This window comes from Aquiluna sp. (assembly GCF_965064355.1).
Genome location: NZ_CBCHRQ010000023.1, coordinates 1 through 17,796 on the forward strand (window position 1 = coordinate 1; position 17,796 = coordinate 17,796).

18 protein-coding genes are annotated in these 17,796 nt (G+C 52.9%); 3 read left to right on the forward strand and 15 right to left on the reverse strand.

Going from position 1 to position 17,796, the window contains the following annotated elements; all coding sequences use genetic code 11:
* Nucleotides 1-53 precede the first annotated feature (53 nt).
* From AC128V_RS03445 to dapA, 3 genes are read right to left on the reverse strand one after another with little or no spacing between them, the layout of a single operon-like run.
* The gene (locus AC128V_RS03445; RefSeq protein ID WP_482763282.1) at nucleotides 54-2,579 is read right to left on the reverse strand and encodes an FtsK/SpoIIIE family DNA translocase; all 2,526 of its coding nucleotides are present in this window, start codon (nucleotides 2,577-2,579) and stop codon (nucleotides 54-56) included.
* 35 nt (nucleotides 2,580-2,614) lie between these two features.
* Nucleotides 2,615-4,297, reverse strand: a complete 1,683-nt coding sequence (locus tag AC128V_RS03450) for a ribonuclease J (protein ID WP_482763283.1) — start codon at nucleotides 4,295-4,297, stop codon at nucleotides 2,615-2,617.
* Entirely contained in the window at nucleotides 4,297-5,277 is a 981-nt protein-coding gene (gene dapA, locus AC128V_RS03455) for a 4-hydroxy-tetrahydrodipicolinate synthase (RefSeq protein ID WP_482763284.1), read from the reverse strand. The genes AC128V_RS03450 and dapA overlap by 1 nt, the downstream gene beginning before the upstream one ends.
* A 144-nt stretch (nucleotides 5,278-5,421) precedes the next feature.
* Between dapA and AC128V_RS03460 the strand changes: the two genes are divergently transcribed.
* Entirely contained in the window at nucleotides 5,422-5,748 is a 327-nt protein-coding gene (locus AC128V_RS03460) for a hypothetical protein (protein WP_482763285.1), read from the forward strand.
* On the opposite strand, the gene AC128V_RS03465 is transcribed toward AC128V_RS03460, so the two are convergent.
* Nucleotides 5,745-6,353: an arsenate reductase ArsC gene (locus AC128V_RS03465; protein ID WP_482763286.1), complete on the reverse strand. Its 609-nt coding sequence runs from the start codon at nucleotides 6,351-6,353 to the stop codon at nucleotides 5,745-5,747. The two genes, AC128V_RS03460 and AC128V_RS03465, sit on opposite strands and share 4 nt — an antisense overlap.
* A gap of 117 nt (nucleotides 6,354-6,470) precedes the next feature.
* Nucleotides 6,471-7,172, reverse strand: a complete 702-nt coding sequence (gene thyX / locus AC128V_RS03470) for an FAD-dependent thymidylate synthase (RefSeq protein ID WP_482763299.1) — start codon at nucleotides 7,170-7,172, stop codon at nucleotides 6,471-6,473.
* Between the two features lie 108 nt (nucleotides 7,173-7,280).
* On the opposite strand from thyX, the gene AC128V_RS03475 reads away from it, so the two are divergent.
* Both AC128V_RS03475 and AC128V_RS03480 read left to right on the forward strand, forming a co-directional pair.
* Entirely contained in the window at nucleotides 7,281-7,724 is a 444-nt protein-coding gene (locus tag AC128V_RS03475) for a thioredoxin family protein (protein WP_482763287.1), read from the forward strand.
* On the forward strand, nucleotides 7,721-8,164 hold the full coding sequence (locus AC128V_RS03480; protein WP_482763288.1) for a DUF4395 domain-containing protein: 444 nt from the start codon (nucleotides 7,721-7,723) through the stop codon (nucleotides 8,162-8,164). Before AC128V_RS03475 ends, AC128V_RS03480 begins: the two co-directional genes overlap by 4 nt.
* On the opposite strand, the gene AC128V_RS03485 is transcribed toward AC128V_RS03480, so the two are convergent.
* From AC128V_RS03485 to AC128V_RS03530, 10 genes are all read right to left on the reverse strand, one after another.
* Nucleotides 8,138-8,575 (reverse strand): tetratricopeptide repeat protein, encoded by a 438-nt coding sequence (locus AC128V_RS03485; protein WP_482763289.1) that lies wholly within the window; start codon nucleotides 8,573-8,575, stop codon nucleotides 8,138-8,140. The genes AC128V_RS03480 and AC128V_RS03485 overlap by 27 nt on opposite strands.
* Complete coding sequence (gene dapB, locus AC128V_RS03490) at nucleotides 8,575-9,306, reverse strand: 4-hydroxy-tetrahydrodipicolinate reductase (RefSeq protein WP_482763290.1); 732 nt, start codon at nucleotides 9,304-9,306, stop codon at nucleotides 8,575-8,577. Before dapB ends, AC128V_RS03485 begins: the two co-directional genes overlap by 1 nt.
* A gap of 7 nt (nucleotides 9,307-9,313) precedes the next feature.
* Complete coding sequence (locus tag AC128V_RS03495) at nucleotides 9,314-10,624, reverse strand: M16 family metallopeptidase (RefSeq protein ID WP_482763291.1); 1,311 nt, start codon at nucleotides 10,622-10,624, stop codon at nucleotides 9,314-9,316.
* Between the two features lie 3 nt (nucleotides 10,625-10,627).
* Nucleotides 10,628-12,847, reverse strand: coding sequence for a polyribonucleotide nucleotidyltransferase (locus AC128V_RS03500; RefSeq protein WP_482763292.1), 2,220 nt, complete (start codon nucleotides 12,845-12,847; stop codon nucleotides 10,628-10,630).
* A 255-nt stretch (nucleotides 12,848-13,102) separates the two neighbouring features.
* On the reverse strand, nucleotides 13,103-13,372 hold the full coding sequence (rpsO, locus tag AC128V_RS03505) for a 30S ribosomal protein S15 (RefSeq protein ID WP_482763293.1): 270 nt from the start codon (nucleotides 13,370-13,372) through the stop codon (nucleotides 13,103-13,105).
* A gap of 113 nt (nucleotides 13,373-13,485) precedes the next feature.
* A complete protein-coding gene (locus AC128V_RS03510; protein ID WP_482763294.1) occupies nucleotides 13,486-14,073 on the reverse strand; it encodes a DUF805 domain-containing protein in 588 nt (195 codons plus the stop codon).
* A gap of 9 nt (nucleotides 14,074-14,082) precedes the next feature.
* Nucleotides 14,083-15,012 carry a riboflavin biosynthesis protein RibF gene (gene ribF / locus AC128V_RS03515; RefSeq protein WP_482763295.1) on the reverse strand — a complete coding sequence of 310 codons (930 nt, stop codon included), beginning with the start codon at nucleotides 15,010-15,012 and terminating at the stop codon, nucleotides 14,083-14,085.
* On the reverse strand, nucleotides 14,996-15,391 hold the full coding sequence (locus AC128V_RS03520) for a hypothetical protein (protein ID WP_482763296.1): 396 nt from the start codon (nucleotides 15,389-15,391) through the stop codon (nucleotides 14,996-14,998). The genes ribF and AC128V_RS03520 overlap by 17 nt, the downstream gene beginning before the upstream one ends.
* Before the next feature lie 20 nt (nucleotides 15,392-15,411).
* Nucleotides 15,412-16,464: a substrate-binding domain-containing protein gene (locus AC128V_RS03525; RefSeq protein WP_482763297.1), complete on the reverse strand. Its 1,053-nt coding sequence runs from the start codon at nucleotides 16,462-16,464 to the stop codon at nucleotides 15,412-15,414.
* Between the two features lie 77 nt (nucleotides 16,465-16,541).
* Nucleotides 16,542-17,564: a phosphate ABC transporter substrate-binding protein PstS gene (locus AC128V_RS03530; RefSeq protein WP_482763298.1), complete on the reverse strand. Its 1,023-nt coding sequence runs from the start codon at nucleotides 17,562-17,564 to the stop codon at nucleotides 16,542-16,544.
* Between the last annotated feature and the right edge of the window lie 232 nt (nucleotides 17,565-17,796).

Here is a 17,796-nt window from a genome sequence, read left to right on the forward strand (position 1 = left end):
TCAGGATTCGAACTGAGGTGATTAGGTTTGGAGTTTGGCGATACAGGAAAGATCTAGAAGTCATCTCGCCTACCGGTTAGCTGCCAAGCATCTTCATCGCCGTCATCCTCATCCGCCGGCAGGTCGCCCTCAAACACCGCTGAGGTTGCTCCTGACAACTTGGCGAGTAGTTGTGGGAGTTCATCTGGCTTGACCAAAACATCTCTCGCCTTGGAGCCTTCTGAAGGCCCGACAATGCCCCTGGATTCCATGAGATCCATGAGTCTTCCGGCCTTGGCAAAGCCGACCCTGAGCTTTCGCTGCAGCATTGAAGTCGAGCCAAACTGCGAGTTGACAACCAAGTTGGTGGCCTGAAGCAAGAGATCCAGGTCATCACCAATGTCACTATCCACAACGCGGGTCTGTGCAACCACAGTCACATCGCTGCGATACTCAGGCTCCATTTGGGCCTTTACGTGGTTCACGATTCGATGTAGTTCATCTTCGGCAATCCAAGCACCCTGGACTCGCACCGGCTTGTTGGAGCCCATTGGTGCGAAAAGAGCGTCTCCCTGACCAACTAGCTTCTCGGCACCTGGCTGATCCAGGATTACTCGCGAGTCGGTGAGCGAGGAAACCGAGAAGGCCAACCTTGATGGCACGTTCGCCTTGATCAAACCGGTTACCACATCAACCGATGGACGCTGGGTTGCAAGCACCAGGTGAATACCGGAGGCTCTTGCAAGCTGCGTGATTCGCACAATCGAGTCTTCAACATCACGAGGAGCCACAATCATGAGGTCTGCTAGCTCATCCACAACCACCAACAGGTATGGGTAGGGCTGTAGTTCTCGACGCGAATTCTCTGGCAACTTGACCTCGCCGGCAACAATTGCTCGGTTGAAGTCATCGATGTGCTTAAAGCCAAAACTTGCCAAGTCGTCGTATCGAGAATCCATTTCCTTGACAACCCACTGCAGCGCCTCGGCAGCCTTCTTGGGGTTTGTAATGATTGGCGTAACCAGGTGAGGAACACCCTGGTAGGCAGCAAGCTCTACTCGCTTTGGGTCGATCAGAACCATGCGCACCTCGGATGGCTTAGAGCGCATCAATATCGAGGTAATCATGGCGTTCACAAAAGAGGACTTACCCGCTCCTGTTGCACCAGCCACCAACAGGTGAGGCATCTTCGCCAAGTTCGCCACCAGGTAGCCACCCTCGACATCTTTACCGACACCAATGGTGAGTGGGTGGGTGCTGTTGGTGGCATTTTTGCTGCGAAGCACATCTCCCAGTGACACTGTCTCTCGATCGGTATTTGGAATTTCAATTCCGATTGCGCTCTTGCCGGGGATCGGTGCCAGGATTCGAACCTCGTTGGAAGCCACCGCATAAGAAATATTGTTGGTGAGGCGAGTTACCGCCTCGACCTTGACTCCAGGAGCAAGTTCAACCTCGTAGCGAGTAACTGTTGGACCGCGCTGGAATCCAGAGACTCTGGCCTCGACATCAAATTCCTTGAAGACATCATTGATTGCAGCAACGATTTGGTCATTTACCGCACTCTTAGCCTTTGGTGGAGTGCCAGGGGCCAAAAGAGAGAGCGAAGGGAGCACGTATGGCTTATTGGCTTTTTTGACCTTAGGGGCGGCCACGGCTGCCTCTTCGAGCACATCGATTGGCTCGGTGAGGCCCTCTTCTTGAGATAGAAACTCGAGTTCTTCAACCGGATCAGTCATTTCAACCGCTGGATAAGACTCTGCTAGGTGCTCGTCGACAAAGTCGTCTATTGCCTCAACCACCGCAGTATCAAACGCCGGCTTGGCATCCTTGTCCTTGTTCCACCAGCTGGATTTCTTCCCGTCAAAAGCATCCAGAATTTCAGCCTTTGGCTTTATGCCGAAGAGGAAGTTGTAGAACTCGGTTAGGCGTGGCTTGATCTTGTTTGGAGCGGTGCCAGTCATAACCAACACCGAAACCGCTACCAAAAGCACCAACACCGGTGTCGCGCCCCAGATGGTCAGCATGCTCAACAGCGGCCCACCGATCAACCAACCGAATAACCCTCCGGCGAGGGCCAAACCTTCTGGGCCATCCACATTTGGAGAGGGAGTTCCGCCAAAGATGTGGAAAAAGCCTGAGATCACCGATAAAAACAGCCAAAAACCGACGGCGAATCGCGAACTATCGCGCACCGAAGCCGGGTGCCTAAACAAAAACAGTGAGTAGAAAAGGAAGATTGCCGGCAGCGCATAAGCCACTAGGCCAAAAAGCATCCCAAAGGTATACGAGTGAAGAGCTTTTGCCCATGGTTCATTGATTAGAAACCAGGCAAAAACCGCTCCGAAAACCGAAAGTAGAAATACAAAAAATGGTGCACCATCTCGACGATCATCGTCAGCTAGTTTCTCTGTGCTAAATGCCCTGACCAATTTGCCCAATAGATGGGCAGTACCCAGGTAAAACTTGCTTAGTCCCGCCAAAAAACCTTGCCCCTGCGGCTTCGCCGGACGTGGCTTAGCGGCCGCAGCGCTAGGAGCTGCAGTTCGAGCTGGTTTTCTACCGCTGGGTTTTCTAGGCGGTGGAGTCTTTGAAGCCATGCAAACAAGTTAGCAAGGCTTTGTGTCAATTTGCCCTAGGCAGGGCGGGAGGAGTGAACAACGATCGGGATGATCATCGGCTTTCTGCGGTGAGCTTTTGCCACCCAACCACCAATGGTCCTTCGAATCACCTGTTGCATTGTGTAGGTGTCTCTGATGCCCTCACCGGCAGCACGCTCAAGGGCACGTTGAATCTCAGGAAGGATGTCATCAAAGACATGGTCGTCCTCGGCATATGCTCGAGCGCGAATCTCAGGCCCTTCGACAACCTTGCCGGTACTCGGATCAATCACCGCAAAAATTGAAATGAAGCCCTCGGCAGCAAGGATTCTGCGGTCCTTGAGGTCCTCATCGGTAATCTTTCCCACCGTCTTCCCATCGACATAGAGCATGTCGCAAGGAACCTGGCCAACGACCTTCGCGACACCATCGACAAGGTCAATTACGGCACCATCGTGAACAATCAGAGTCTGCTCGGCAGGCACACCAGTTTGAATAGCCAGCTTGGCATTAGCGTGTAGGTGACGAGCCTCACCGTGAATCGGAAGTACGTTTTTGGGCTTGAGGATGTTGTAGCAGTAGAGCAACTCCCCTGCGGCAGCGTGTCCAGAGACGTGAACCTTGGCATTGCCCTTGTGAACCACATTCGCACCAAGTCGAATCAATCCATCGATCACTCGGTAAACCGCATTTTCATTACCTGGAATCAAGGAGGAAGCCATCAAAACAGTGTCACCCTCACCAATGATGATGCGGTGATCGCTGTTGGCAATTCGGGAAAGCACAGCCATTGGTTCGCCCTGGCTACCGGTGGACATCAGGACTATTCGGTTATCCGGAATCTCATCGATGTCATTGAGGTCAACAATCAAACCCGCTGGGACTTTGAGGTAGCCAAGATCTGCTGCGATGCCCATGTTGCGCACCATGCTGCGGCCAACAAAGGCCACTTTGCGATTGTTTGCAACTGCTGCATCCAGCACCTGCTGCACGCGGTGAACGTGTGAGGAGAATGAAGCAACCACCACCTTGCCCGGGGTCTTGCTAATTACGTTCTCGATCACTGGACCGATATCGCGCTCTAGCGGCGTGAAGCCTGGAACATCGGCATTGGTGCTGTCCACCATGAATAGATCAAGACCTTCTTCGCCGATTCTTGCGAAGGTGCGAAGATCCGTCAGACGACCATCAAGTGGTAACTGGTCCATCTTGAAATCACCAGTTGCCAAGACGGTTCCGGCAGCGCTACGGACGATTACCGCCAGCGAGTCTGGAATCGAGTGGTTTACTGCCACAAACTCAAGATTGAAAGGGCCAAGCTGCTCAATCTGACCCTCTTTCACGGTGTGAGAAAAGGGGGTGATTCGGTGTTCTTTGAGTTTTGCCTCGACCAGCGCGAGAGTTAGCGTTGAACCAATGATTGGGATGTCTTTGCGCATCGCCAAAAGGTAGGGGACTCCGCCGATGTGGTCCTCGTGACCGTGGGTGAGCACAGCTCCGACAATCCGGTCCAGCTTGTCCTCAAGGTAACCAAAGTCCGGCAAAATCAGATCTACACCGGGTTGGGTCTCCTCTGGGAACAGCACACCGCAGTCCAGAATCATGATTTGACCGTCTAGTTCAAATACGGTCATGTTGCGACCGATTTCACCAATTCCGCCAAGCGGAATTATGCGTAAAACGCCTGGCTTTAGCGGTGCTGGGGCAGATAACTCCACTAGCGAGTGGTTCCTGCAACTTTAGGAAGTGCTCCGCCGGCTGCGGCATTGCGATCAGGCCTGAAGTTGTTGAAGCTCAAACCTGGCACCGAAACCACCTGGTCGATTCCACTCTCAATTGCGGCTGCCTCGTGGTCCTCTGGACCAACCAGCGGCAAGCGCACGCGGGGAGAGTTGATGTGTCCCAAACCATGCAGTACATACTTTGCCGCAACGGTTCCAGGGACGTGAGTCATAATCGCACGCTGCAAAGGCTCAAGGGCGTTGTGGACTTTGAGTGCCGAGTGGAAGTCGTTCTTATTGGTGGCATCCACCATCTCGCGATAGGCGTGAGGAGCGATGTTGGCGGTGACACCAATCAGACCGGTGGCCCCAATCGAAAGATGAGGCAGCACGTTCGGATCATCTCCGGAGAAATACAAAAGTCCGGTTTCCAACATCAATCGAGAAGCCTGAGCTAAATCACCCTTGGCGTCCTTGATTGCAATGATGTTTGGGTGCTTAGCGGCGCGGTGGAAAGTGTCGTAGGCAATTGCAACACCGGTGCGACCTGGGATGTCATACAAGATAACCGGCAGGTCCGTGGCATCTGCGATTAGTCGGAAGTGGGTAAGAATTCCAGCCTGAGTTGGCTTGTTGTAATAAGGGGTGACGATCATGACGCCGTCTGCACCAGCTTTTTCGCTGGCCTTGTAAAGCTGCATGGCGTGAGCGGTTTCGTTAGAGCCACCGCCGGTGATGATCTTGGCGCGGCCTGCAGAAACAGACTTTCCAACCTCGACCAACTTGATCTTCTCAGCATCGGTCAATGTTGAGGTTTCACCGGTGGTGCCAGTCACGACAACACCGTCTGCACCATTTGAAATTACATAGTCCATGTGACGCTCGGTGGCATCCCAATCGACTTCGCCATCCGCGGTCATCGGGGTCACAAGCGCGACCAGCACCTGACCGAAGAGATCTTTATGTTGTTGAACCATTTGACTAGCCTACCTGCATGGCAAAGCGCCTTCCAAGCGATACCGTTGCTATTTGTACGCCAAAGACGGCTATTTATCCAGGGGTCAGTGACCGCTTACCTAGCGAAAAACCTATTGGCAGGCTTGGAGTCATTGCTCTAGGCAATGATTGCGGATCGGCTTTCCGGTTTTGACACTCACCAACCTAATCGCGAACTCTTTGGCCAGGCGCTGGCCAATTTCGCGGTGCCATTCTTTGGCGGAGTGCTAATTGCAACCGCATATCACATGGTGCGAATCGACGAACTTAGGCAAACGGCAAAGCAATCCAGACTCGACGCATTAGTGCTGTTGGCAACGCTGGTGGCGACCGTGGTGCTTGATCTTATTAGCGCACTGCTCATTGAATTGTCGCTTTACCTAACGCTCCGCAGAACTCGCATTTCGAAGCGGCTGGTGCCGATTGACTCCGAAGATACCTTAGGAGACTAAAGCAGCTCTGACAGCAACTGTTCGACTCGGCGCTTAATTTCGTCTCTGACGCGGCGGACACCATCGAGGTCAAGCTCCGCGGGATCTTCGAGATTCCAATCCAAGTAGCGTTTTCCAGGGTATAGAGGACATGCATCTCCACAGCCCATGGTGATTACCACGTCTGCGGCACGCACCACATCATCAGTAAGGGGCTTAGGGAACGCGCCTTCAAGCGACAATCCCAACTCATTCATTACCGCTATGGCATTGGCATTTACTTCGGCGGCTGGCATCGAACCAGCAGACATTACAGTCACCTTGTCTCCTGCCATAGCCTGCATGAAAGCCATTGCCATTTGGGAGCGGCCGGCATTTTGAACACAGACAAATAAGACCTCGGGGCCTAGTTTGCGAGAATCATCTTGCGATACAAACAAAGCCCTGAGACGGTCAAAGGAGAACTTTTCTGCGCGCGCAACCAGAAACTGCTGGTTGCTGGTTGCTGTCCGCAGCAAGGACGCGTATGACTCGAAGACCACTCTCTCGATGGTTTCTTTAGCAAATACGCCTAGATACTTTTCTGCGAAGCGATCTACTACCGCGTCAAGGGATCGCAGGTGCATTTGCTTTTCTTGGGGGTTTAACTCAATCGCCAAGGTCGCTCCTAAATAGATGGTTATCTATTTATTTTAGCCCTTGAAATCTCCAGCATCGAGCAAATTTACGGAATGTTCACTCGACTAGGGAGCGACGCGACCGTTGGCGTTGAAGGACTCATAGGTCAAAGGCATAAGTTCCGCCCAGAAATCTTCCATCTTCTCGGCAACCATTTCGATCTCGCGCTGCGGGTAGGACGGGAAGTGAGTGCCCTCTCGTGAGGTGCGAAGCGATAGGAAGTTCATCAGCGAACGAGAGTTCATGGTTACATACATGCTCGAGTAAATGTTTAGCGGCAGCACGATACGAGCCACTTCTCGCGCAATTCCAGCCTCCAGCATGCGCTGGTAAGCCTCATAGGCAGCTCGGGTGACAGCCATGGTTTCCTGTTCAACCAGTGCGGTCTGTTCAGCGCTCCCGTCAAGAAACTCATAGTGTCCAGGCTTTCCAACCTGAACTAACTTGCGCTCTGGGCCTGGTACGTAGAAAACCGGTTGAAGCTCACGGTAGCGACCAGATTCCTCGTTGTAGCTTGCGATGCGGTGGCGCATGAATTCGCGGAAAACGAAGATTGGAGCTTGAACATAGAAAGTAAGTGAGTTGTGCTCAAAAGGAGATCCGTGGCGATCGCGCATCAGGTAGTTGATCAAGCCCTTGTCACGCTTATCGGTTTCGGCATCAGCCTTGAGCGCACCCTCTAGGGTCTGCTCGCCCTGAGTGGAAACTCTTGCGGCATAAAGCACATCTGCATCGTTGGCGGAAGCTCGAACCAGCTCAACGGTCATATCGGATCTAAATTGAATTTCATTCACGGTCCCCAAGCCTAGACGAGGCAAAAAGTAAAAAAGCGCAACACTCCGCAACTGGTCCGTGCAATCGCTTACCCTTGGCAAGTGGAATTCACCGGTTTGTATCTTGCGCTTGGACTTTTAGGCCTCACGCTAATTGCCGGGATCTTCTACAAGGTATCCACCGGCAGTGGTCGAAGCATCCAAAGAAGCCAGATTATTGACCTTGCACGCCTTGGGGCTCACCAAAATGGCCAGCCCGTCACTGATCCGGGCAAGAGCGCTACTCTGCTGCTGTTTTCGACTGAGTACTGCGGTCGGTGCCCGGCGGTTCGACGTTCGCTTGCGGAAATTGAGAGCCGCACTGAAGGCGTGCTTCATGCCGAGGTGGACCTCACCGACCGAATCGATGTGGCCGCCAAGTTCAACATTTCGCAAACCCCAACGGTCTTTATCCTCAACCCCAAAGGCGAAGTGACCTTCCGCGTGAGCGGTGTTCCAAAACCAGGACTAATTCAACAAGAGCTAACTAAGTTAGGAATCAAATGAGTGCAGAACTAATCGATCCTCGTGGCCCAAGATTCGGTGCCGCAATCACAAGCGCGCTGTCCCTTACCGCTTTCGGTATTGCTGTTTCAGCCCCAGGGGGCTTCTTCACTGCCTACCCGCTAATCGTGCTGCTGGCAGTGCTATTTAGCTGGAGCGTGTTTAGCCCTAAAACTCACCCTTACGGACTTGTCTTCAAGAATCTGGTTCGCCCGCGACTGGCTGCTCCTAGCGAGCTCGAAGACTCACGCCCACCACAGTTCGCTCAGAAGGTCGGACTTGGGTTTGCACTTTTGGGGCTGGTTGGCTTCTGGTTTGCACCGGTATTGGTCGCGGTAAGCGCTGGCTTTATTTTCTTTGCAGCTTTCCTAAACGCGTTTTTCAACTTCTGCCTAGGTTGCCAGATGTACCTAGGGCTAAAGCGCTTTGGACTCGTTCGCTAGCTTGATTGCCTTGCGGATTGACTTGCGAGCTAGCTTGCGGTCACCGGAAGCCTCGTAGCACTCCCCTAGGCGGAACCAAAGTTCCCAGTTCGAAAGATCTTGTGACACCTGAGATTTGATTCGCTCAAACTCGACCTGAGCACTTTCCTTGGTTGGCTTACCACTGGGTCGAAGGACAAACTCCAGCGGGGGCTCAGAGTTTCTGCGAGCAAGTCTCTCGGCGTCCATACCAAATTTGATTTCCGTGAGGATTGCCCACGCTGCAATCAAGGGCAACACTAAAAGTGCAACACCCATTGCCTTGGCCACCAGACTCGCCTCAAGTAAAAGCAAGATGGCTTTTTGCCCAAGCAAAACCACATAGATGACAGCCAACGCGGCCATTACCAAGGCCCAGATTTTTGCTGACACTAGTTCGCTACGACCTGATCAAGTCCAACTGTTAGGCCCTTAGCGTTCTGGGCAAAAGCGATGCACAGGCGAATACCCTCGGCATAGGCATGGTGCGAAGAAACCTCGTGAGAAATGGTCAAAAGCTCATTGCCCGCTCCAAAAATCACGTCCTGCTTCGCGGATACTCCCTGCAGGCGGAGTGAGTGAATTGGCACACCGGCAACCACTTGACCGCGAGCCGGCTGGTCTACACCTGGAATTAGTGGCTGGACCATTCCCTTGCGAGCCTGGGCAATTTGCTCAGCGGTTCTCACCGCGGTGCCGGAAGGTGAATCGACCTTGCCGGCATGGTGAGCCTCAACAATTTCGATTGAGTCAAAGTACTTCGCTGCCTGCACCGCAAACTGCTGAGCCAGCATCGAACCGATAGAAAAGTTTGGAACCACAACTGCTGCGGCAGTTGGGTGCTCAGAAAGCAACTTACCCAGTTCTGCAAGGTGGATTTCGCTCCAACCGGAGGTGCCAACAATAATCTTGAGATCGTGCTTGATGGCGTACTCAACCACTGTCGGGCTCACCTTTGGAAGCGTGAAGTCAATCACAACATCAGCGCCAAGCATGTTTGCCAGATCGGACTTTGAGTTCAGGGAAGCGTGCAGCTTTAGGTTGGCATCGGTGTCAATTAGTTGCAGCGCGAGGCTGCCCATTCTGCCGCTTGCGCCTACTACCGCTACTGAGATCATGCTCATAAATCTATCAAGCTAAGTCTTGGAGATGTTCAAGTCCTTCGCCCACCGCAATTAGCGAGGAGGGTGATGTGATTATTCTCTGGGCAATTTGCTGCACATCAGAAAGCGTTACTGAACTAAATCGCTCCATGACCTCAGAGACCGAGAGGTACTCTCCGGTTCCAATTTCAGCCGATAGCAGGCGGTTCATACGAGCGATTGAACTCTCGTATCGAAGTGCAAGTCCACCTGTGATGTTTCCCAGCGCGAGATCGTATTCCGCTTGGGTCACCCCGTTGTCCGCAAGCTCTTGGAAGATTTCCCACATCAGCTTGGTCACCACGACCGCATTCTCCGGATTGGTGCCAGCGTAAAGGCCGTAGTAACCAGCATCGGCATAGCCCTGCTGGTATGAGTAGGTTGAGTATGCCAAGCCGCGCTCCTCGCGAATGGCCTGGTAGAGCCTGGACGACATTCCGCCACCCAGGATGGTGTTCATGATCCCAAGCGCATACCTTGCGTCATCGTTTCCGCGAATGCTCTGAAAACCCAGCAGAACATTGGCCTGCGCGACATCTTTTTCGATAAATCTAAATTTGTCAGTCTCGCCAAGTGGCGCATCAAACTGAGCCCTGCGCTGATTTGGGGTCGACGCTGCATTCCAGTCGACCCGAGCAAGCTCAGCATTGATTAGCTCGACAACCATTTCGTGGCTCGCGCCGCCGGCGACTGTAATAACTAGGTTCTCCGGGCGGTAGTGCTTAAGGTAGTGCTCAAACACCGAATCGCGGTCAACCGCGTTGATGGTGTGCGGGGTGCCGCCGATTGGTCGGCCAAGTTCGTGATCTGGCAGTAGCGCTTCGGCCAGAGCTTCATGTGCGACATCCTCAGGATCGTCATCGTTCATCGCAAGCTCTTCGAGAATTACAGTGCGCTCGACAGTGAAGTCCGAGTCGTCGATTCTCGCTGAGGTGAACATGTCAACCAACAGGTCCATGGCTAAAGGCAGCGCAGAGTTTTGCACGCGCGCGTAATAGCTGGTGTATTCCTTGGCAGTTGCAGCGTTGGAAGACCCGCCAACCGAGTCAAAAGCGACAGAAATGTCTTTTTGACCGCGGCGCTTGGTGCCCTTGAATAGCAGGTGCTCTAAAAAGTGAGTTGAGCCGAAGTGACCGCCGGTTTCATCCCTAGAACCAACTGCAACTGAAGCGGAGATTGCAACCGATGGTGCGCCGGGGACTTCCTCGGTCAAAATGCGAACACCGCTAGGCAGCACCGAGCGAGAAACTCGGGCTGCCTCAGCGGTGAACGACTGGGACTTATTTAGTTCGAAGAGCAATTCTTACTCTGCTTCCGCAGCGCTTTCTTCTCCCTCAACAACTGGAGCAAGCGATAGCTTGCCACGGTCATCGACCTTGGTGATCTCTACCTGAAGCTTCTGGCCAACCTCGAGAATGTCTTCAACGTTCTCGACGCGCTTGCCGCCAGCGATCTTCTTGAGCTCGGAGACGTGCAGAAGACCGTCCTTGCCAGGCATTAGCGAGATGAAGGCACCAAAGGTGGCTAGCTTCACAACGGTACCTAGGAAGCGCTCACCGATCTCAGGAACGTGTGGGTTTGCAATGGCGTTAATCGCAGCCTTTGCAGCCTCAGCACTCTCACCATTGGTTGCACCAATGTAAACGGTTCCGTCATCCTCAATCGAGATGTCAGCTCCGGTGTCTTCCTGGATCTGGTTGATCATCTTGCCCTTTGGACCAATGACCTCACCGATCTTGTCGATAGGAATCTTGACCGCAATAACGCGAGGAGCGTAAGGAGATAGCTCGTCTGGAGCGTCAATCGCCTCTAGCATCACGTCAAGGATGTAGTTTCTAGCTTCCTTGGCCTGAGTAAGAGCTCCGGCAAGAACCGAAGCTGGAATTCCATCCAACTTAGTGTCTAGCTGGATAGCGGTTACGAACTCGCGAGTACCGGCAACCTTGAAGTCCATGTCTCCCAGTGCGTCTTCTGCACCCAGGATGTCGGTCAATGCTGCGTACTGAACCTTGCCGTCAACGGTGTCTGAGATCAGACCCATTGCGATACCGGCAACTGGTGCACGAAGTGGCACACCTGCGTTTAGTAGCGAAAGGGTTGAAGCACAAACCGAACCCATCGAGGTTGAACCGTTTGAGCTAAGAGCTTCGGATACCTGACGAATTGCGTATGGGAAGTCCTCGCGCTTTGGCAATACCGGCACAAGTGCGCGCTCTGCCAATGCTCCGTGACCGATTTCGCGACGCTTTGGAGAACCAACGCGACCAGTCTCACCGGTGGAGTAAGGAGGGAAGTTGTAGTGGTGCATGTAGTGCTTTGAGGTCTCTGGGGTCAAAGCGTCTAGCTGCTGCTCCATCTTCAGCATGTTCAAGGTGGTGACGCCCAGGATCTGGGTCTCACCGCGCTGGAAGATTGCTGAACCGTGGGTGCGAGGAATAACTGCAACCTCAGCATCTAGTGCACGAATGTCGCGAAGACCACGACCATCGATACGGATGCCTTCCTTTAGCACACGAGTACGCATGACCTTCTTGGTCACAGACTTGTATGCAGCGGAGAACTGAGGCATCTGCTCTTCGGAAAGAACCGAAACCATCTCTTCTTTGACCTTTGCCTTTAGGGCATCGTCCTGCTCCTGGCGCTGCTGCTTGTCGGCGATCTGGTAGACGCGAGCAAGCTCGGTCTCAGCTGCCTTGGAAACCGCTGCGTAAACCTCATCGGAGTAAGGCAAAAACACTGGGAAGTCTGCGGTTGGCTTAGCTGCCAACTTTGCAAGCTCAACCTGAGCGCGAACCAATTCCTTGATGAAAGGCTTGGCTGCCTCTAGGCCCTGAGCAACGATCTCCTCGGTAGGAGCGATTGCGCCAGCTGCGATTAGGTCCATTGAACCCTCGGTAGCCTCAGCCTCAACCATCATGATTGCAACGTCTTCCTTGCCATCTTCGATGACAACGCGACCTGCAACAACCATGTCGAATACAGCCCTCTCAAGCTGTGAGTACTTAGGGAATGCAACCCACTGGCCATCGATTAGGGCTACGCGAACACCGGCAACTGGGCCAGAGAACGGTAGACCTGCAAGCTGGGTAGACATCGAAGCTGCGTTGATAGCTACTACGTCATAAAGCTCATCTGGCTCGATAGACATAACGGTCACAACGACCTGGATCTCGTTACGAAGACCATCAACGAATGATGGGCGAAGTGGGCGGTCGATCAGACGAGCAGCCAAGATAGCTGCGGTCGATGGGCGACCCTCACGACGGAAGAATGAACCTGGGATCTTTCCAGCTGCATACATACGTTCTTCAACGTCGATGGTTAGCGGGAAGAAGTCGAACTGGTCTTTTGGCTGCTTTGATGCGGTGGTTGCCGAAAAGAGCATGGTCTCTTCGTCAATGTATACCGCTGCGCTACCGGCTGCCTGCTGAGCTAGTCGCCCAGTCTCGAAGCGGATTACGCGCTTGCCGTGCTTGCCGTTGTCAATAATTGCTTCTGTTGCTTTGATTTCTGGGCCTTCCATGGCCCCTCCTTTTCCTCAGCGCACGCGAAGCGTCAACTCGCAATTGCAAGTTTGCTGCGTGCTGGAGAAGGCCGATTGGCCTTATGAAGTGCTGGTCGTCAGTAAAAACATCTGGGACGAGTGACCCAAAGATTTCCACCGAGGACCCGCCTTCGCGAACTCCTATGTAAAGCCTAACAAGCAATAGGCAAAATGCCTAGGAAATGCAAGACCCCCGAACACACTGTGTCCGGGGGTCTTGGCATAAATCCGAAATTATCGACGAAGGCCTAGGCGCTCGATTAGTGAACGGTAACGGGAAATGTCAACGTTCTGTAGGTAACCGAGTAGACGGCGACGCTGACCAACAAGTAGCAACAATCCGCGACGGGAGTGGTGGTCGTGCTTGTGGTCCTTTAGGTGCTCGGTAAGGTCAGCAATGCGGCGGCTGAGCACAGCAATCTGAACCTCAGGAGAACCTGTGTCGCCTGGCTTAGTGGCGTATTCCTCGATGATTTGGGTCTTTACGGCTAGATCTAATGCCATTGCTTTTTCCTTTCCCTCGCTGCGCGGCGCCTGAAACAGGGAGTTTCAAGCTCTCTTGATCCGCGGCCGTTACACGGCAACCTGAGAAGTCTAGGGATAAAAAGCGATTTCGTCTAGGCGGTGGTTCCCTCGTCAAGAGATGACAATGGGGTTGGTTCAACATATTTGTTGCCGTCATAAAAGGATCTGGTTGGCTTCAGGGCGAAAATCATGTGAATTACAAACACCGCGAACCCGAGTGCAAAGATCGGCGCAATCAAGAAGATCACCGACATCAGTACCTCAACCGGGAAATCTTCAACGCTTGGCATGGTGGATTCGAAGTAGCTGGCCCCAATTGCAACCAAGCCAACAATCGCAAAAATCGAATAAGCCGCAGGTGCTAAAAGCAATAACAGCCACTTCGCGCTAAATCCAGCGTCGTGGAACCTTCTGGCGGTTACCGAAAGACCAGGAATGAAGAGAATCAGGTTTGCCAGCGAGGTTAGCGGGGTCGGAGCGCTGAAGGCGGAAGTCAAGACCGCTTCTAGATCCTCACTATCCATCGGAGCCGCTGGCCAGATAACAGTCTCGATAGTGCCAAGCACCAAGCTCAGCAGAATTGTGAAGAGCAGCCAGTACCAGAATTCAGAGCGAGAGGCTCTGCCCTTGAAGTTGAAGTAGTTTTTGAATCCAGAAGCTATGGCGTCTACGAAGTTCATGCTAGAAGACTACTCTCCGAGGATTTCGGATGCCTTCTTAACGTCCACAGTTATCTGGGCAATCAGCTCTTCTAGCGAGGCAAATTTTGCCCAGCCCCTGACCTGGGCAACAAATTCGCAAGTCACCTCAAGGTCGTAAAGATCTAGGTCGGTACGACCGATAACGTGAGATTCCAAAATCTTTGGCACCTCTCCAATGGTGTCGTTAGTGCCCACCGAGTGAGCAGCCGGGTAGCGAACCCCTTCGGCATACAAATAGCCAGCGTAAACGCCGTCGCCCGGAAGGTATCCTTCGGCACTTCTAGAAATGTTTGCGGTTGGAAAACCAAGAGTTCGACCCAGCTTTCGACCATGCTCGACAATTCCGGTGACCTGGTGATTTCGACCAAGTAGCAAACTGGCAACCTCGACCTTGCCGGCATCGAGAATTGCCCTTAGGTCCGTCGAGGAAATTTTGCGACCGGCCGCCTGAACTTGCGCAACCTCGCGCACCCTAAAACCAAATTGCGGACCGAATTCCCTTAGATCATTTACGGTCCCGGTGCCGTGACTTCCAAACCTGAAGCCTTCGCCAACGAAGATCATCTGCGCACCAAGCGGGGAAATCACCTGTTCGATGAAGTCCTTGGGGCTTAGATTCGCAAGGTCTTTAGTAAACGGCAGGGTTAGCAAAACCTCAACACCCGCCGCGGTCATGAGATCAGCCTTTTGCGCGGGTCCGATAACGGGCCTAGGGCAATTCTCGGGATCTAGGAGTGCCTTTGGGTGGCGATCAAAGGTGATTACAGCCGGCACCAAGCCAGCCTCCTCGGAATACTCCAAAAGTTCGTGCAGCAGCTGCTGATGCCCGAGGTGAAGGCCATCAAACTTGCCAATCGCAACAGCTGTGCCAGGGCTTGATTCAAGGTCAATTTCAGCTGGACTAGTTATTGACAGCATGGCGATTCCTAATCCAGATCAATCCAAGAATTGGAAGTAGCAGCGGGATAAAGGCATAACCCGCTCCGAAATTTGACCAAACCGAAGGATGGGCAAATAGCGCAGGCAGTGCCCAGCTCAGTGCTCCCACTACAATAACGCCGACTAATTCAAACCAGATTGTGAAAATGGCAATGCGCTGCCACTTTGGTTCTTGCTTGGTGAGCGAGTAGGTGGCCAGCAAATAGACCGCCGCCGAAAGTGCAGAGAGTGAATAGGCCAATGGGGCCTGATCAAACTCGCGAATTAGCTGGTAGCTAGCCCTAGCGGTAGCGGAAATTGCAAAGATTGCGTAAATAGCAATCAGCAGTCTTCCTACACCCAGGGATTGTTTTGGCACCGGATAAGTGTAATTGAGAGCTACTCAGTTCCCTCAGCGCCTAGGTCGATGCTTGGGTTTCCAGCATCAATTAGCGCTGCAGCTGCGATGCGAATGTGCTCTGGCAGTGGAGATGAAACACCGGTTGCGATTACACCCTGAGCGTCAAGACGCAAAAGGTAGCGAGCGGTGTTGCGAAGATCAACAGTGTCCTCACCGCACAGCCCCATCTTGATGGCATAGACCGGAGCATAAGGAGCAAGGGCATCAACAGCACCCAAAAGTGGCTTAGCTTCGTTTTCCTTGTTGTAGGCAAAGTTCACAGTTTGCGCATCGACGTCTTTGATTACGTCAACCTGTGTACCTGCGGTCTGAATCAAACGAGCATCAGGAACCACAACACTTGCTACATCGCCAGGAATGGTTGCGATGTTTGCGAGTGGGTAGCCAGTTGTTAGTGTGCTCGAGAAAGCAGTGATTCGAATCTCTCCGTCTGCGAGGGCATAAATACTCTCAGACTCCAGACCTGGAACATCTTCGATGTAGCTCAGGTCTAGATCCGCGCCGGTTTCGCTCTCAAGCCAGGTCTCCATGGCGTCTCTGGCAGGTCCTAGGGCAGAAGGAGACACGACAATCTCCTGATCTGGCAAGATTGCGTATTCGTTCAGCGCAACAATTGCTGGGTCTGACCAGTTTGTGATTGCGCCCGAGAGGATTCCAGCCAGTGTCGGGGCATCCAGGGTTAGCTCGTAGTTATCGCCGACCATGAAGGTTACAACCGCTGCATCCATGGCTACCGGAACGCTTAGGAAGGGCTCGCATTTGAAAGACTCGTGGTCTGTAATTTGAATGCCACTTGCGGCCTCTTCAACTATGTTGAAAGTGACTGGGCAGGCGTTGGTGAGGCTGTCATTCCAGAAGCTCGAAACATCCAGCACAGACTCCGTGACCGAAACGTCAACAGCGCTTTCTGGACAGATCACGGTGCGTTCTGCCAGCTCAACCAAAAGGGATTCAGGCATTGGAGGGTCGCAAGCCGTCAATGTTGCCAGGATCGCTCCCGACAGTGCAATTGCAGAAACTAAGCGGCGCATTTACTTTCCCTCCAAATGGAACATCTGGGGCACGGTATGACCGCGCCCCAGATGTGTTGAATCATTGTTTTGTTGTCTTAGTCGACCTTGGAAACTAGCTTCAGAGCAGTGGTCTGGAACTTTCCAGATAGCGCTACGTAACCGACAGCTGCTGCCTTCGAAGGTGCACAGTCCTTGATGAAGTAGGTCAGGTACTCGCGAACAGCGTCAGCCTTCGCGGTGCCAGCCTTGGTCGGTGCGATTCCGTAGGAAACGAGCGACAAGTTGTAAGCACCTGGAAGAACCTTGTTGTAGTCGAATACAACCTCACCGGTTGACTTCATGGAAGTCGCCTCGATGAACTTCTTCGAGTTTGCGATGGTTGGCTTTAGGAACTGACCCTTAACACCGTTCTCAAGGTGAGCGATAGGAAGAGCGTTCTTGTTTGCATCCGCTAGGTCGATGTAACCGAAAGAGTTAGCGGTCGACTTGATGGTGGTTGCAACAGCAGAGTTACCGCTTGCACCAACACCAACAACGCCGGTTGCTGCAGTCTTGAAAGCGTCGCTGAATGCCCAAGCTTTGCCCGCTACCTGCTTTAGGTAGTTGGTGAAGTTAGCGGTGGTACCAGAGCCGTCCGAACGGTAAACCGGGGTAATGGTCGCGTCTGGAAGCAGGGCCTTTGAGCTCTGGTTCAAAGCAACAATCGCCTTGTCGTTCCACTTGGTGATCTTGCCCAGGTAGATGTCGCTGATCACGGCTGCGGTTAGGTTCAGGCGGGTTAGGCCTGCAATGTTGTAAGAAATAGCAATTGGTCCACCTAGAAGAGGTACGTAGGTGAAGTTCTTTGGCTTGGTCTCAGAGGTCTTGTAAATGATGTCAGATCCACCGAAGTCGCTAACGCCCTTGGAGAAGTCCGAACGACCAGTGGTTGACCCCTTGGAAACGTAAGTTACTTGGTGCTGGGTGTACGCAGCGGCACACTCGGTCTGAAGTGAAAGGGTGTAGCTAGCACCGGTACCGGTGATGGTCTCTGCAGCCATGGCAGCTGAACCGCTAAAAACGGTTGCTGCGATGATCGCTGCACCAGCGGAAATGCTGGCGATCTTGTTCAAACGCATGGTTTCTCCTTTTAGAAAGTCTGGATGACGATTTTGATTTTCGAGCCAAGTGATTAACCCACTCTGTTCAGCAGGTGAACCAAAGGTGAACATCAACCAAATCGTCCATTCACGTACTCGTTGGTGCGGTCGTCTTTTGGACGCATAAAGACGTTCTCGGTGGTGTCGAATTCGACAACTTCGCCTGGGTTTCCGTTCTCGGAAAGGAAGAATGCGGTTGAGTCAGCAACTC